We start from the raw sequence: 15,401 nt of genomic DNA, 5'->3' as shown, positions 1-15,401 counted from the left end.
GGCGCACCGCAAGCTTCCACAAAATACACTGACAGAAACCAGAGGTTCGTCCGATGAATGTAGTGGTGATTGACGACGCCCAGGTGAACCTGGTGCTGATGGCCGCGCTGCTGGGCAAGCTGCCCGACTGCACGGCGACCTGTTTCCTGTCGCCCGCCGAGGCGCTCGAACACTGCATGCGCGAAGATCCCGATCTGGTGATAGTCGATTACATGATGCCTGACATGGATGGCATCGAGTTCATCCGGCGCTTCCGCAGCCACCCTGCCCGCTCGCAGACACCGCTGCTGATGGTGACAGCCGATCACGAACGCGAGGTGCGCTACCGGGCGCTCGAGTCGGGTGCCAACGATTTCCTGAACAAGCCGCTGGACCGCATCGAATTCACCTCGCGCGTGAAGAACATGCTGTTCCTGCGCCGCAGTCAGGTCGCGTTGGCCAACCACGCTCGGACGCTGGCCGACGAGGTGCGCCGGGCCACCGCCGAAATCTACGGGCGCGAGCGCGAAACGCTGAACAAGCTGGCGCGTGCGGCCGAGTTCCGCGATCCTGAAACCGGCGCCCATATCCTGCGCATGGCGCACTACTCTGCACTGATCGCGCGCGCCATGGGGCTGGATGCCGACATGGAGGAATCACTGCTGATTGCCGCGCCGATGCACGACGTCGGCAAGCTCGGTACGCCGGACCATATCCTGCTCAAGCCGGGTCGGCTCGACCCGGACGAATTGGTGATCATGCGCAGGCACGCTTCCATCGGCCACGAAATCCTGAAGGATTCTGCGTCGCCGTACATGCAGCTCGCCGCGACGATCGCCCTGACCCATCACGAAAAGTTTGACGGAAGCGGCTATCCCAACGGACTGGCCGGCGAGGACATTCCGCTGGTCGGCCGTATCGTGGCCGTGGCTGACGTGTTCGATGCGCTGACCTCGCCGCGTCCCTACAAGCCAGCCTGGGAACTGGACAAGGCGCAGGCCTTCCTGGTCGAGGGCCGCGACAGCCACTTCGATTCCGTCTGCGTGGATGCACTGCTTGGCCAGTGGGATCAGGTACTGGGCATTCGCGCCCGCTTTCAGGACGATACCTGAGCCATGGATGACGCACTGACTCCGGGCGGAGGAGGTCTGCTGCAACGCATTGCCGGACTGTTCGCTCTGGTGTTCTGCGTCAGTGTGGTGGGCAATGCGCTTTACACCGCGCACGAACAGTCACAGCAAACACTGCAGCAGTTGCACCGCAATGCGCTGGCCGAAACGCGCGTGATCGGCGAACGGATCCTGCAGGCCACTCTGCTCGACCAGAGCAACCTCCAGCAGCGGCTGCCGGGCGACACCCGCCTGCAGGGCGCGGTACTGATCGACACCGATGGCACCACGCTGGCGGCATTCCGGTACAACGGCGGAGCCGGCTGGGTGGGAACCGCCCCGACACAGTTCGAAGCGCCGCCGGCGAGACCGCAACCGGAAGTCCGCACCCTGGCGGCGAGCGAAAGCCACACCGGCGGAGGCAGCCAGACGCGCGTCGTCAGCTGGGTTCCGCTGGCCGGCGATGCGGGCCTACGCTGGCTTCGCACTGAAACCGACAGTGCCGAAGCACGCGAGGTGTGGCAACACATCCTGGCTGACAGCCTGCTGCACGGATTGATCGCCATGCTGATCGGCATCGTTGCGCTGTACGCGCTGCTGCGCCGTCCGCTGGCCGCATTGCAGCAGTGCACCGACTTTGCCGAGCGACTCGACCGTTCGACGGGTGAAACCCTGCCGGCAGGCACTGGTTCGCAAGAAACCGACCGGCTGGCACAGGCACTGAACTGGGCATCACTGAGCCTGTACGACCAGCGCAGCGCGCTGGCCGAAAGCGAGGCACACACCGGCGCCATCATGACTGCCGCGATCGATGCGGTCATCACGTTCGACACCTTCGGCAACGTCCTCGAATACAACCCGGCGGCCGAACGCATGCTGGGCTGGACCCTGACCGAGGCGATGCAACGGCCGGTGATCGAGCTGCTGGTCACGCGTAGCGAGCGCCTGCGAGACGAGACGGATCTGGTGCAATGGCTGAGCCGCCGCTTCGACGCCGTTGTGGGCCATCACCTTCAACTTGATCTGTGCCGCAAGGACGGCAACCTGTTTCCGGCCGAACTGGCGATCACCGCGTCACAGATGAAGGGGCGCACGCTGTTCACTGCTTTCGTGTCCGACATCAGCGAACGCAAGGCAATACAGGAACAGATCATGCACGCACGTGACGCCGCCGAAGCGGCCAACCGCGCAAAGAGCGACTTTCTCGCAAACATGAGCCACGAGATCCGCACGCCGATGAATGCCATCATGGGCATGACGGAACTGGCGCTCGACACCGACCTGACCGCCGAACAGCGCGAATACCTCAGTCTGGTGAAACAGTCTTCGGATGCGTTGCTGACGTTGATCGATGACATCCTCGACTTTTCGAAGATCGAGGCCGGTCATCTGGATTTCGAACGGATACCGTTCAGCCTGCGCGACGTCATCGGTGGTGTCGTGCGCACCTTGCGACCAAAGCCGGGGAAACAGGTGGAGTTGTGCTGCCACATCGATCCCGCGGTGGCTGACGCGGTGCTGGGTGATCCGATGCGGCTGCGTCAGGTATTGACCAACCTGCTGTCGAACGCGCTGAAATTCACCGAACACGGACAGGTGGACGTATCGGTCACGCTGGACGAGATCACGCCCGAGGCACAGGGCCTGCGCTTTGCCGTTCGCGACACCGGCATCGGCATTCCACTCGACAAGCAGAAGCTGATTTTCGACGCCTTTTCGCAGGCGGATACCTCGACAACACGCAGATTCGGCGGCACCGGCCTCGGACTGGCCATCTGCACGCGTCTGGTGCAGTGCATGGACGGCACGATAGGCGTCACCAGCACGCCCGGCGAGGGCTCGACCTTCCATTTCACCGCCCGTTTTCCGCGCGCCCTCGGCAGCGAGCTTGCACAGTCCGATACCCGCTCACTGGACAACGTGTCCGTGCTGGTGATCGAGCCGGACGCAGCCGCGCGCGAGGATCTGGCGGCCCGGCTGGCACACTGGCATGTCGTACCGAAACTGTGCGCCGACCTCGACGCCGGCATCGGTGCCATCGTGTCGGCGGAAACCGAGGCACGCTGCTTCCAGGCACTGCTGGTCGACCTGCAGATCGCATGTCGTGACGAATGGGCGCTGGTGCATACGCTGGGCAGCGAATACAGCCCGGACCTCCCCATCATCGTGCTGCACGACGGCGCAGCGCCGGACGCGAGGACGGTGCCGGCCGGCGTGAGCGGCCTGATCGCACGGCCGGTTGAGTCAGCACTGCTGCTCGATACACTGATGGCCGCGCTCGGCATGGGCCCCGAAAAGCCAGCCGGACTGCCGTCCGATGCGCTGCCCCCGCTGCGCGACAACCGACCGCTGAACATCCTGCTGGCCGAAGACAATCCGATCAACCAGACGCTCGCGCTTCGTCTGCTGGAACGGCTCGGCCATCACGTCGAACTGGCCAGCAATGGCGCCGAAGCCGTGGAACTGGCCGCCCGGCAGCGCTTCGACGTGATCCTGATGGACGTGCAGATGCCGCAGATGGGCGGCTTCGAGGCGACGCGGCACATCCGCGCCCAGGACGGCCAGCGGCACACACCCATCGTCGCGATGACCGCACACGCAATGGCTGGCGACCGCGAAAAATGCATCGAAGCAGGCATGGACGGCTATGTATCGAAGCCGGTACAGGTACCGGCGCTGCTGCGCGCGCTGGACGAAGCACTGGGTCCGTCCGCTGCACCATCGGTCAGCGGCCCGCCCGACACGCCAGCGGACGCAACACGGTTCGACCGCCTGTTCATGCTCGGCAACCTCGGCGGTGACGAAGCGCTGATGCATGACATCATCACGCTTTTTCTGCGCGACTATCGCAGCACACTGGACGCGCTGGTGCGGGCCTTTGCCGGCGGCACCCGGGAAGAACTGGCGACGCAGGCGCATACACTGAAGGGAATCGTGCGCAACTTCGGCGCCACGCGGGGCGCCGGCATTGCCGCGCAACTGGAACGCGGAGGCAGCGGCACACCATCGGAAGATCCCCAGTGCGCCGCATGGGTGGAGCAGCTGGTCGACGAGACCGAGGCGCTGGCCACCGAGCTGCGCGCCGAGCAGCAGGCGGCACGCAAGGTCGCGTGAGCGACGCCCGGATTCAGCTGGCGCCCGACGTGCCGCGCTGGATGAATTCGATCTTGTAGCCGTCCGGGTCCTCGACGAAGGCGATTACGGTCGTACCGTGCTTCATCGGACCGGCTTCGCGTACCACGCGACCACCCAGTGTCCTCACCTGATCACAGGTTGCGTAGGCGTCATCGACTTCCAGCGCAATGTGGCCATAGGCGTTGCCCATCTCGTAGGCGTCGGTGTCCCAGTTGTGCGTCAGTTCGAGCACTGCGCCTTCCGATTCGTCCTGATAGCCGATGAAGGCGAGCGTGAACTTGCCGTCCGGATAGTCCTGCCGGCGCAGCAGGCGCATGCCGAGCACCTTGGTGTAGAACTCGATCGAGCGGTCGAGCTGACCGACGCGCAGCATGGTGTGCAGGATTCTCATGGTGTGACCTCGCAGTTGGGGTTTCAGTGGGCGACGATGCGACCCGGATGCTGGGTACGCAGTTCGCGTCGCGCGGCTTCGAAGCCGGGCAGGATCAGCGCCACGGTATCCCAGAAGGCGCGCGAGTGATTCAGTTCCTTCAGGTGTGCCAGCTCGTGTGCGATCACGTAGTCGATCATCGCCGGCGAAAAGTGAATGAGTCGCCAATTGAGCCGGATCACGCCTTGAGCGGTGCATGTGCCCCACAGCGTATTGGCCGAACTGAGCATGACGCGCGACGGCGACACGCCGATGCGCGCACCCAGCTCGGTTGCACGTTGGGTAAAGCGGATGAGTGCTTCGCGCTGCAGAAAGGCACACACTGCGTCGCGCACGCGGTCGTGGTCGGCATCGGCCGGCAGCGGCAGGCGCAGCATGTCATCGTCGATCATCGGCCGGGCGCAGGTATCGCCGAGCCGCAGCGTCACATGCGCGCCCAGCCAGGGCAGTCGGGCACCATCGCGCCAGTCGGTGCGCACCGGTGCACGGCGCGCACGCACCTCGCCCAGTTTGGTGAAGATCCAGCGCTGCTTCTCGCGCAATGCCTCTTCGATCTGCGGCAGCGTCACCCAGTGCGGCGCGGTCACGCGCAACCCTGATTCGCCGATCGAAAAACCGATCGAGCGGCGACGCGAACGACGCAGCGCGTACTCGACGATCTGCTGGCCAAGCACGATGTGACGCCCGCGCAGCGGTGGCGACGCGGCGTGTTCCGGCGTATCGAGGGCCAACTCAAGCTGCTGCGGACAGGTGTTCGGCTTCATAGTGATGCGGAAAAAGTCGACGCATTTCACTTTCGATCCAGGCCTGAGCGTGCCCGTTGATCTGTTCGGTCGTCAAGCCCTGTGTCGCGATCGGGGGGCCGATGCTCACGACGATTTCGCCCGGATACTTCAGGAAGGCGTTGCGCTTCCAGTAGTCACCCGCATTGTGCGCGATCGGCACCACAAGCGCACCGGTCACCTGCGCAAGCCGCGCACCGCCGACCTTGTAGCGTCGTGTCTGCCCGGGTGGCATGCGCGTACCCTCCGGAAAAACCGTCACCCAGAATCCCTGTTCGAGCAGCACGCGGCCCTGCTCTTCGACCTGCACCAGCGCGTCCTTGCCGGCCGAGCGGTCGATCGCGATCATCGGCATGCAACCCAGTCCCCAGCCGAAGAACGGAATGCGCAACAGCTCCTTCTTGAATACGAAGGCGACGCGCGGCAGGATCACCTGCAGGCTCAATGTCTCCCACGCCGACTGATGCTTGCACAGCACGACCGCACTGCGAGAAGGCAGGTGCTCGCGGCCGATGACGCGATAATGCAGGCCGACGATGAAACGCAGCGCGAACATCGTGAGGCGCGTCCAGGCGCCGATTATGCGATAGCGCACGCGCGGCGGCAGAGGCCTCACCAGGATGGCAATCAGCGAGAACGGCGGCGTGATGACGGCGAGGAACAGGAAGAACAGGACGGAACGAACGAAGGTCATCAGTCGGCAGTCACCGTGAGTGCGCGCACCATGGCGGCCAGATTGTCATAGATCCGGGCACCGCGCGGCAGCGCCGGATCGGCTTCGGTCTTCGTGCCCTTGCCGGTGCGCACCAGCACCGGTTGTGCGCCAGCCGCATCGGCCGCCTGCAGGTCACGCAGGCTGTCACCGACCACCGGTACGTCCGCCAGATCCACGTTGAAGCGACTGGCGATCTCCAGCAGCATGCCCGGCTTGGGCTTGCGGCAGGCACATTTCGAATCGGCCGCGTGCGGACAGAAGAAGATGGCGTCGATGCGGCCCCCGGTCTGGGCAAGCGAGCGGTGCATTTTTTCATGGATCGCAGCCAGGGTGTCCATGTCGAACAGCCCGCGACCGACGCCCGACTGGTTGGTCGCCACCACGACGCGCCAGCCGAACTGGTTCAGCAGCGCGATCGCTTCGAGCGACCCTTCTATCGGTCGCCATTCCTGCGGCGACTTGATGAACTGGTCGGAGTCGTAATTGATGACACCGTCGCGGTCGAGGATGATCAGTTTCATCCGTCAGTCTTTCAGTTCGAGCCGCGAAATATCCGCCACGGCATTCATCGCCACGGCCAGCTGACCGAGCAGCGCAAGCCGGTTCGCACGCACGGCTGAATCGTCGGCGTTCACCATGACATCGTCGAAAAAACGATCGACCGGCGCACGCAGCATGGACAGCGCACTCAGTGCGCCCGCATAGTTGCCGCGTTCGACATACTGATGAGCCATCATGTTCGCGGTGCTCAGCGCATGGTTCAGTTCCACCTCCGCATCGTCCGCGAACAGCGCCGGATCAATGACATCGCCGACTTCACCCGCCTTCTTGAGGATGTTCACGATGCGCTTGTTGGCCGCTGCAAGCGACTGCGCCTCGGCCAGTTCGGAGAACGCAACCACGGCGGCGAGCTTGGCCGGCACCAGATCGATGCGCGTGGGCCTGAGCGCCAGCACGGCATCTATTGCGCGCGCGTCATGGCCGCCATCCTTCAGCAGGTTGCGCAGGCGCTCCTGCATGAAATCGAGCAGCTGCGCGGCGAATTCGGCGGTGTCGCCGACACCGATCTGGCCGGCACGGAAACCTCCGGCAGCGATCTGCACCAGCTGACCGAGATCGAGCGGCAGCGACGCGTCCATCAGGATGCGCAGTACGCCGAGTGCGGCGCGACGCAGCGCGAACGGGTCCTTGTCGCCGGTCGGAATCTGGCCGATGCCGAAGAAACCGACCAGCGCATCGATCTTGTCGGCCAGCGATACGGCACAGGCGACATCGCCTTCCGGCAATGCATCGCCGGCAAAGCGCGGGCGATAGTGCTGCTCGACCGCCGCAGACACGGTATCGGTTTCGCCGTCATGCTGCGCGTAATAGCGTCCCATGACGCCCTGCAGCTCGGGAAACTCGCCCACCATGTCGGTCATCAGGTCGGCCTTGGCCAGCAGTGCGGCGCGCGCCGTTGCCATCACATCCGCATCGAGCAGATGCGAGATTTCCGTCGCCAGCCGCTGGATGCGCATGACGCGGTCGAACTGGCTGCCGAGACGGTTGTGATAGACCACCGATTCCATCTTCGTGATGCGTCCGGCCAGCGGCGTCTTCTTGTCCTGCTCGAAGAAGAAGCGCGCATCGGACAGGCGGGCGCGCACCACGCGTTCGTTGCCGGACACGATGTTGTGCGCATCGGCCACCTGCATGTTGGACACGACGAGAAAGCGGTTGAGCAGCTTTCCCGAGGCGTCGAGCAGCGGGAAGTACTTCTGGTTGGCCTTCATCGTCAGGATGAGGCATTCCTGCGGCACCGCCAGGAATTCCGGTTCGAACTGGGCGACGTAGACGACCGGATACTCGACCAGCGCCGTCACTTCGTCGATCAGCGCTGCGTCGTCGACGTGGTGCACGCCCTCGCCCAGTGCCGCGCAGGCCTGGGCCAGCTTCTGCGTGATGAGCGCGCGGCGCGCCTCGAATGAGGCCATGACCGAACCCCGCTCATACAGCGTGCGGGCATACTCGTCAGCGCCCGCCAGCGTCACCTCGCCCTCGCCCATGAAGCGGTGGCCGCGCGTGCTCCGGCCGGATGCGTGACCGAAAGCCTGACCCGGCACGATGCGGTCGCCATGCAGCATGACGAGTCCGTGCACCGGGCGGACGAACTGGAAGTCGCAGTCGGACCAGCGCATCAGCTTCGGAATCGGCAGCTTCTTCAAGGCGTCGAGCACGATGCCGGCGAGCACGTCATCAAGCGCAGCGCCTGCAACTGTCATCGCGTGGAACAACGTTTCGCTCTTGCCATCCATCCGGCGCGTGAACTGCGGCAGCGCCTCGGCCGGGATGTTCTTCGCCTGCAGCTTCTTCAGCAATGCCGGTGTCGGCCGGCCATCGGCGTCGAGCGCGACGGCGACCGGCATCAGCTTTTCGTCGACCACGGCATCCGGCGCTCGGTCGGTCACGTTCTGCAATGTAAGTGCGAGGCGGCGCGGACTGGCGTAGCGGTCCATACGCGCATCGGCGGTGGCCAGCTTGCGCTCGACCAGCGCCTTGAACACGCCGTCGGCGAACACTTCGCCCAGTCGCGAAAGCGCTTTCGGCGGCAACTCTTCGGTCAGCAGTTCGACCAGTAATGTGGCGTGCATAGTCAGTCCAGAATCAGCCGCCATGACCGGCGGTGTCGAAGCAATCGGTGATCAGGCGGCGCGCAGCGCTTCGATGCGGCTGCACTCTTCTTCGCCCAGCAGCGCGCGCAGGCGCGGGCTCGTCAGGTCGGCCATCGGAAAGCCGCGCTGCTCGCGCGACGCGTAGTAGGCCTGCGCCACCAGTCGCGCCAGTGCGCGCACGCGACCGATGTAGGCGGCGCGCTCGGTGACCGAAATCGCGCCGCGCGCATCGAGCAGATTGAAGCTGTGCGACGCCTTCATGACCATTTCGTAACCGGGCAGCGGCAGTCCGATTTCGATCAGGCGCTTCGCTTCCGACTCGTAGTCACCGAATTGCCTGAACAGCCATTCGACGTTCGAGTGCTCGAAGTTGTAGGTCGACTGTTCGACCTCGTTCTGGTGATAGACGTCGCCGTAGCGGATGCCCGGCGCCCACACCAGGTCATACACGTTCTCGACGCCCTGCAGATACATCGCCAGGCGCTCGGCGCCGTAGGTGATTTCACCGAGCACCGGCTTGCAGGGGATCGAGCCGACCTCCTGGAAATAGGTGAACTGCGTCACCTCCATGCCGTCGAGCCACACTTCCCAGCCCAGCCCCCAGGCGCCCAGCGTCGGCGATTCCCAGTCGTCCTCGACGAAGCGGATGTCGTGCTGCGACGGGTCCAGCCCCAGCGCACGCAGGCTGTCGATGTACAACTCCTGGATGTTCGGTGGCGACGGCTTCAGCGCGACCTGAAACTGGTAATAGTGCTGCAGCCGGTTCGGGTTCTCGCCGTAGCGCCCGTCCTTCGGGCGGCGCGATGGCTGCACGTAGGCGGCGCGCCAGGGCTCGGGGCCGATGGCGCGCAGGAAAGTCGCGGTGTGGAACGTGCCGGCACCGACCTCGATGTCATAAGGCTGCAGCAGAGCGCAGTTCTGGTCACCCCAGAAGCGGGACAGACGCAGCAGGACTTCCTGGAATGTGGGTGCGGCGGACATGGGCACTGAACGAATCGGAAAGCGCGGATTCTACCGGCTCGCCTTGCGCCGCACCATCGCCGCTCCGATCAGCAGCAGCGCGCCGATCACCACCGGCACATTGCCCCAGCGCATGAAGGGCGTCAGGCCCTGATGACCGGACAGTTCGACGCGCAGTCCGGCGCGCTGGAACGGCGGCAGCGCAGCGATGACGCGACCGTCGGCGCCGATGGCTGCCGTCATGCCGGTATTGGTGGCGCGCAGCATGGGTCGGCCCATCTCGAGCGCGCGCAGTTGTGCGATCTGCAGATGCTGCGGCTGTGCCAGCGAATCGCCGAACCAGGCGGTGTTGGACACATTGACCAGCAGCGTCGCATCGCGCGCGGCGGCGATCAGTTCCTCGCCGAACACGTCTTCGTAGCAGATGTTCACCGCGACCTTCTCGCCCGCCAGATCGAGCGGCGGCTGCACCGCCGCACCGCGACCGAAGTCGGACATCGGGATGGACAGCAGCGACAGCGTCCACGCGAACAGCGGCGGCGTGAATTCGCCGAACGCCACCAGATGCGACTTGCTGTAGCGCGCATCGTCACGACCCAGTGCGACCGCGCTGTTGAAGTAGCGGGCGGCTCCATCGCCATCGCGACCGATGGTGATCGCGCCCATCAGCACATCGCGGCCGGTGCGTCGCACGTCGGCCAGCCAGTCCGGATCGATTTCGTCATACGGCAGCGGGATTGCGGTTTCCGGCAGCACGACCAGATCGGCGGGCCAGGTGCGTGCGAGGTCCAGATAGGTCTGCATCGAATCGGGCAGACGTTCCGGCACCCACTTCAGGCTTTGCGGCACATTGCCCTGCAGCAGGCTCACGGTCAGCGTGCGACCTGTGGGCTCGGTCCAGCGAATGGCTCCGAGCAGCGCGCCACCGGCCAGCAGTGCGACCAGCGACACAATGGCCGGCCGCCAGGTCATCCGCTGCAGCGCCGCCGCCGCGAGCAGGGCGGCAATCAATGCAGCGACCCAGCCTGCGCCGTGCACGCCGAACACGGGCACGTACCCTGCAAGCGGGCTGGGCGGTGCGTGCGCATAGCCGCTGGCCAGCCACGGGAACCCGGTCAGCAGCGTGCCGCGCAGCCATTCGGTCAGCGCCCACAGACCGGCAAACAGCGGCGCGTACAGCACGCGACCGGGGCGCAGCCAGCACTGTGCTGCGCAGGCCACCGCCGGGAAGAAGGACAGGTAAACGCAGAACAGGAAGGTGGCGAGCAGCGAAATGATCATCGGCATGCCGCCGAAGTCGTGCAGGCTGACGTGTACCCAGGACACACCGCCGAGGAACCAGCCAAGGCCGAACACGAAACCGGTCAGCGCTGCGGCACGCGGGGCGCAGCGGTCGGTCAGCCACAGCAGCGTGGCCAGCGAAAGCAGCGGGAGCGGGAAAAGACCGAGCGGCGCGAATCCGGCAACCGCCAGCAGACCGGCCGCACCGGCTGCGGCCAGCCTGACCGCTGGCTTCATTCGGCCTGCGATGCGGCGATCGGCGTGGCCGGCTTGATGCGATCCACCATCAGCGTATGCACGCGACGACTGTCGGCGCGCAACACGGTGAAACGCAGATCCTGCAGCTGGATGACTTCGCCGCGCTTGGGGAGGCGCCCGAGCTGGTGGATGACCAGACCGCCGACCGTGTCGAAGGCGTCGTCTTCGAACTCGGTCGCGAAAACTTCGTTGAAATCCTCGATCTCGGTCGCCGCCTTGACGCGATAGCGTCCGGCCTGATCGATCCGGATGTTGTCGGCCGACTCGTCGAAGTCGTACTCGTCCTCGATGTCGCCGACGATCTGTTCCAGCACGTCCTCGATCGTCACCAGCCCCGCCACACCGCCGTATTCGTCAACGACGATCGCCATGTGGTTGCGGCTGGCGCGGAACTCGCGCAGCAGCACGTTGAGCCGCTTGGATTCCGGGATGAACACGGCCGGTCGCAGCATGTCGCGCAGACTGTCGTCGTGGCCGGCCACCAGACGCAGCAGATCCTTGGCGAGCAGGATGCCGATGACGTCATCGCGGTTGTCGCCGATGACCGGGAAACGCGAGTGCGCGGTGCGCAGCGCGGTATCGACGATCTTTTCCAGCGGGTCTTCGATGTCGACGCAATCCATCTGGGCGCGCGGAATCATCACGTCGCGCACCGGCATGTCGGACACCTGGAGCGCGCCTTCGATGATGGACAGGGCATCCGCATCAAGCAGATTGCGTTCGAAGGCGGAGTGCAGCAGCGCCAGCAACTGGTCCCGGTCTTCCGGTTCGCGCATCAGAAGATGGCTCAGCCGTTCGAGGAAACCCGGGCGATGCGGGGCAGAAGGACTACTGTCCATGCGGGGAGAGGAGAACGAACACAGCCCAAGTGTAACCCGAGCCGCGTGCAGGTTTCGAGTCAGGCGTGCGTCGCAGGCCGCGAGCGAACCGGCGCATGCCCGGTTTCAGCGGTCGTCGGCGTATGGATCGGGCAAACCCAGACCGGCCAGGATGCGCCGCTCTTCCGCTTCCATCGCCTCGGCGTCGGCGTCCGACGTTTCGTGGTCCCGGCCCTGCAGGTGCAGCGTGCCGTGCACGATCAGGTGGGCCGCATGCTGCGCAAGCGGCTTGCGCTGTGCAGTCGCCTCGGTCGCAAGAACCGGTTGGCAGACGACGAGATCGCCCGCCAGATGCGCGCCCTGCTCGTACGGGAACGACAGCACGTTGGTCGCGTAGTCACGGCCGCGGTAGTCGACATTGAGCGCACGGCCTTCATCGGCGTCGACGAAGCGCACCGTGATGTCGGCACGCGCCACGACCTCCGCGTCGAGTGCGGCACGCACCCAGCGCAGGATATCTGCGCGCGGCGGACAGCCTTCCCGCGCGCAGGCGTACTGCACCGACAGATTCAGCCGCATCAGCCGCGCGGTCCCCTGCGCATGGCTTCTTCGGCCTCGCGCTGCGCGTCGAACCGTTCGTAGGCGGACACGATGCGCGCCACCAGCGGATGGCGCACGACATCCTCGGCGAGGAACTCGGTCGTCGCGATGCCGCGCACGTCATGCAGCACCTTGCGCGCTTCGCCCAGCCCGCTCTTGTGGCCGCGCGGCAGATCGACCTGCGTCAGGTCGCCGGTGATGACCGCCTTGGAGCCGATGCCCATGCGGGTCAGGAACATCTTCATCTGTTCCGGCGTGGTGTTCTGCGCCTCGTCGAGAATGATGAAGGCGTTGTTCAGCGTGCGGCCGCGCATGTAGGCCAGCGGCGCGATCTCGATCACCTGTCGCTCGAAGGCGCGCGCCACGCGCTCGAAGCCCATCAGCTCGTACAGCGCGTCGTACAGCGGCCGCAGATAGGGATCGACCTTCTGCGCCAGATCGCCGGGCAGGAAACCGAGCCGCTCCCCGGCCTCGACCGCCGGTCGGGTCAGCACGATGCGCGCGACCGTTTCGCGTTCCAGCGCATCGACCGCGCTGGCCACGGCCAGATAGGTCTTGCCGGTACCGGCCGGACCGATGCCGAACGTGATGTCGTGTTCCTGTATCTGCTTCAGGTACTGCGCCTGACGCGGCGTGCGGCTGTGCAGATTGCTCTTGCGCGTCAGCAGCGTCGGCGCCCCCGGTTCCGGCAGCCCGCGGTTCGACAGTTCGATCAGGCCGAGCTGGATGGCATCGACACTCAGGTGTTCCTTGGCGACGCTGTAGAAGTGGCGCAGCGCCACGACGGCCCGCTGTGACTGCACCGGATCACCGCTGACGCGGAAATTTTCACCGCGGCGCGCGATCTCGACGTCGTAGGCGGTTTCAAGCTGGCGCAGGTTTTCGTCCAGCACGCCGCACAGATTGGCCAGCCGCGTGTTGTCCAGCGGTTCGAGCAGCAACTCGAGGGGTTTGGTTTTCAAGCGCCGACCGCCTCTCGCGTCAGCACCGCGCCACGCAGGCTGTGCGGCAGCGCGGTTTCGATGCGCACGTCGATGAAGTGTCCGATGAGCCGGGCCGGGCCGCCGAAATTCACGACGCGATTGTTGTCGGTGCGGCCCGCCAGTTCGCGGGCGTCCTTGCGCGACTCCCCCTCGACCAGGATTCGCTGCACCGTGCCCACCATGGACTGGCTGATCGCCTGCGTGTGTTCCTCGATGCGCTTCTGCAGTCGCGCCAGTCGCGCCTGCTTCACCTCGGCCGGTGTGTCGTCCGCCATGTCGGCGGCCGGCGTGCCGGGCCGTGCGCTGTAGACGAAGCTGAAGCTGTTGTCGAAACCGACGTCTTCGATCAGCTTCATCGTTTTTTCGAAGTCGTCGTCGGTTTCGCCCGGGAAGCCGATGATGAAGTCGGAACTGAGCGACAGGTCGGGGCGTGCTGCGCGCAGCCTGCGCACCACCGCCTTGTATTCGAGCGCCGTGTAGCCGCGCTTCATCGCCGCAAGGATGCGGTCCGAACCGCTCTGCACCGGAAGGTGCAACTGCGACACCAGCTTGGGCAGGCGCGCATAGGCGTCGATCACCCGCTGCGTCATTTCGCGCGGGTGCGAGGTCGTGTAGCGGATACGCTCGATGCCGGGCAGGTCATGCACGCATTCGAGCAGGAAGGCGAAGTCACCGATGTCGTCCGAGCCACGACTGATCGGCGCACGCCAGGCATTGACGTTCTGGCCGAGCAAGGTCACTTCCTTCACGCCCTGGCCGACCAGGGTCGCCACCTCGGTCAGGATATCGTCCAGCGGACGCGACACTTCCTCGCCGCGCGTGTAGGGCACGACGCAGAAGGTGCAGTACTTCGAGCAGCCTTCCATGATGGATACGAAGGCGGTGGCGCCTTCGACGCGCGCCGGCGGCATGTGGTCGAACTTCTCGATCTCGGGAAAACTGATATCCACCTGCGGCAGGCCGCTCTCGCGGCGTTTCGCGATCAGGTCGGGCAGTCGATGCAGGGTCTGCGGACCGAATACGAAGTCGACATAGGGCGCACGGTCGACGATGGCCGCACCTTCCTGACTGGCGACGCAACCGCCGACGCCGATCAGCAGGCGCGGGTTGTCCTTCTTCAGGTGCTTGACCCGACCCAGGTCATGAAACACCTTCTCCTGCGCCTTTTCGCGCACAGAGCAGGTGTTGAACAGGATCACGTCGGCCTCTTCCGGTCGATCGGTCGGCGTCAGGCCTTCGGACTCGCCGAGCACGTCGGCCATCTTGTCCGAGTCGTACTCGTTCATCTGGCAGCCAAAGGTCTTGATGTAAATCTTGCGGCTCATCGGGGCGAATTCATCCGGATCATCATGCTTGCTTACTGTTTGGGGGCCGGCAGGTCGATTTCGTCCGGCGACAGGATCCACACGCGGTACAAATCACCATTGGCGTCGAGCTGATAACGCACGACCTGTTCGGATGTGATCATGACCGGCAGCATGATGCGGTTGTCGGTCGAACGTATGTGCGCACCGGGCGCCAGCCGAAAGACATGCTTGCCCATCCCGACCAGACCGTCCTGCGGCGGCTGCATCTTCGCCTTGATCGCGTCCGGTGGAATCGCCCGCAGCTGGGCGAGCGCGATCACCGGACAGCACATCAGCAGCAACAGGGCAGTCGGAATGCGCATCGGCGGTTTGACAGGGCGGTGACTGATGAAC

14 protein-coding genes are annotated in these 15,401 nt (G+C 65.0%); 2 read left to right on the top strand and 12 right to left on the bottom strand.

Features of this window, described 5'->3' with window-relative positions; all coding sequences use genetic code 11:
- Positions 1-53 precede the first annotated feature (53 nt).
- Both NMQ16_RS11860 and NMQ16_RS11855 read left to right on the top strand, forming a co-directional pair.
- Complete coding sequence (locus NMQ16_RS11860; protein ID WP_257080874.1) at positions 54-1,091, top strand: HD domain-containing phosphohydrolase; 1,038 nt, start codon at positions 54-56, stop codon at positions 1,089-1,091.
- A gap of 3 nt (positions 1,092-1,094) precedes the next feature.
- Positions 1,095-4,202: a response regulator gene (locus NMQ16_RS11855; RefSeq protein WP_257080873.1), complete on the top strand. Its 3,108-nt coding sequence runs from the start codon at positions 1,095-1,097 to the stop codon at positions 4,200-4,202.
- Positions 4,203-4,215: 13 nt separating this feature from the next.
- Here the strand turns inward: NMQ16_RS11855 and gloA are convergent, their stop codons facing one another.
- From gloA to NMQ16_RS11795, 12 genes are all read right to left on the bottom strand, one after another.
- Positions 4,216-4,614, bottom strand: a complete 399-nt coding sequence (gene gloA, locus NMQ16_RS11850; protein ID WP_257080872.1) for a lactoylglutathione lyase — start codon at positions 4,612-4,614, stop codon at positions 4,216-4,218.
- A gap of 23 nt (positions 4,615-4,637) precedes the next feature.
- Positions 4,638-5,447 carry a SprT family zinc-dependent metalloprotease gene (locus tag NMQ16_RS11845; RefSeq protein ID WP_257080871.1) on the bottom strand — a complete coding sequence of 270 codons (810 nt, stop codon included), beginning with the start codon at positions 5,445-5,447 and terminating at the stop codon, positions 4,638-4,640.
- Positions 5,386-6,129 (bottom strand): 1-acyl-sn-glycerol-3-phosphate acyltransferase, encoded by a 744-nt coding sequence (locus NMQ16_RS11840; RefSeq protein ID WP_257080870.1) that lies wholly within the window; start codon positions 6,127-6,129, stop codon positions 5,386-5,388. The genes NMQ16_RS11845 and NMQ16_RS11840 overlap by 62 nt, the downstream gene beginning before the upstream one ends.
- Positions 6,129-6,671 (bottom strand): D-glycero-beta-D-manno-heptose 1,7-bisphosphate 7-phosphatase, encoded by a 543-nt coding sequence (gmhB, locus tag NMQ16_RS11835; protein WP_257080869.1) that lies wholly within the window; start codon positions 6,669-6,671, stop codon positions 6,129-6,131. The genes NMQ16_RS11840 and gmhB overlap by 1 nt, the downstream gene beginning before the upstream one ends.
- A gap of 3 nt (positions 6,672-6,674) precedes the next feature.
- A complete protein-coding gene (glyS, locus tag NMQ16_RS11830) occupies positions 6,675-8,780 on the bottom strand; it encodes a glycine--tRNA ligase subunit beta (protein ID WP_257080868.1) in 2,106 nt (701 codons plus the stop codon).
- 51 nt (positions 8,781-8,831) lie between these two features.
- Entirely contained in the window at positions 8,832-9,782 is a 951-nt protein-coding gene (gene glyQ, locus NMQ16_RS11825) for a glycine--tRNA ligase subunit alpha (protein ID WP_257080867.1), read from the bottom strand.
- A 30-nt stretch (positions 9,783-9,812) separates the two neighbouring features.
- Positions 9,813-11,279: an apolipoprotein N-acyltransferase gene (gene lnt / locus NMQ16_RS11820; protein ID WP_257080866.1), complete on the bottom strand. Its 1,467-nt coding sequence runs from the start codon at positions 11,277-11,279 to the stop codon at positions 9,813-9,815.
- Complete coding sequence (locus NMQ16_RS11815; protein ID WP_257080865.1) at positions 11,276-12,076, bottom strand: HlyC/CorC family transporter; 801 nt, start codon at positions 12,074-12,076, stop codon at positions 11,276-11,278. Before NMQ16_RS11815 ends, lnt begins: the two co-directional genes overlap by 4 nt.
- 168 nt (positions 12,077-12,244) lie before the next feature.
- Positions 12,245-12,697 carry an rRNA maturation RNase YbeY gene (gene ybeY / locus NMQ16_RS11810; RefSeq protein WP_257080864.1) on the bottom strand — a complete coding sequence of 151 codons (453 nt, stop codon included), beginning with the start codon at positions 12,695-12,697 and terminating at the stop codon, positions 12,245-12,247.
- Positions 12,697-13,680: a PhoH family protein gene (locus NMQ16_RS11805; RefSeq protein WP_257080863.1), complete on the bottom strand. Its 984-nt coding sequence runs from the start codon at positions 13,678-13,680 to the stop codon at positions 12,697-12,699. Before NMQ16_RS11805 ends, ybeY begins: the two co-directional genes overlap by 1 nt.
- Positions 13,677-15,026, bottom strand: coding sequence for a tRNA (N6-isopentenyl adenosine(37)-C2)-methylthiotransferase MiaB (gene miaB, locus NMQ16_RS11800; protein ID WP_257080862.1), 1,350 nt, complete (start codon positions 15,024-15,026; stop codon positions 13,677-13,679). Before miaB ends, NMQ16_RS11805 begins: the two co-directional genes overlap by 4 nt.
- A gap of 32 nt (positions 15,027-15,058) precedes the next feature.
- A complete protein-coding gene (locus NMQ16_RS11795; RefSeq protein WP_257080861.1) occupies positions 15,059-15,370 on the bottom strand; it encodes a hypothetical protein in 312 nt (103 codons plus the stop codon).
- Positions 15,371-15,401: the final 31 nt, after the last annotated feature.

The organism is Methyloversatilis sp. XJ19-49, assembly GCF_024580145.1.
Taxonomy (GTDB): Bacteria; Pseudomonadota; Gammaproteobacteria; order Burkholderiales; family Rhodocyclaceae; genus Methyloversatilis.
This window is presented reverse-complemented; position numbering and strand designations above follow the sequence as displayed.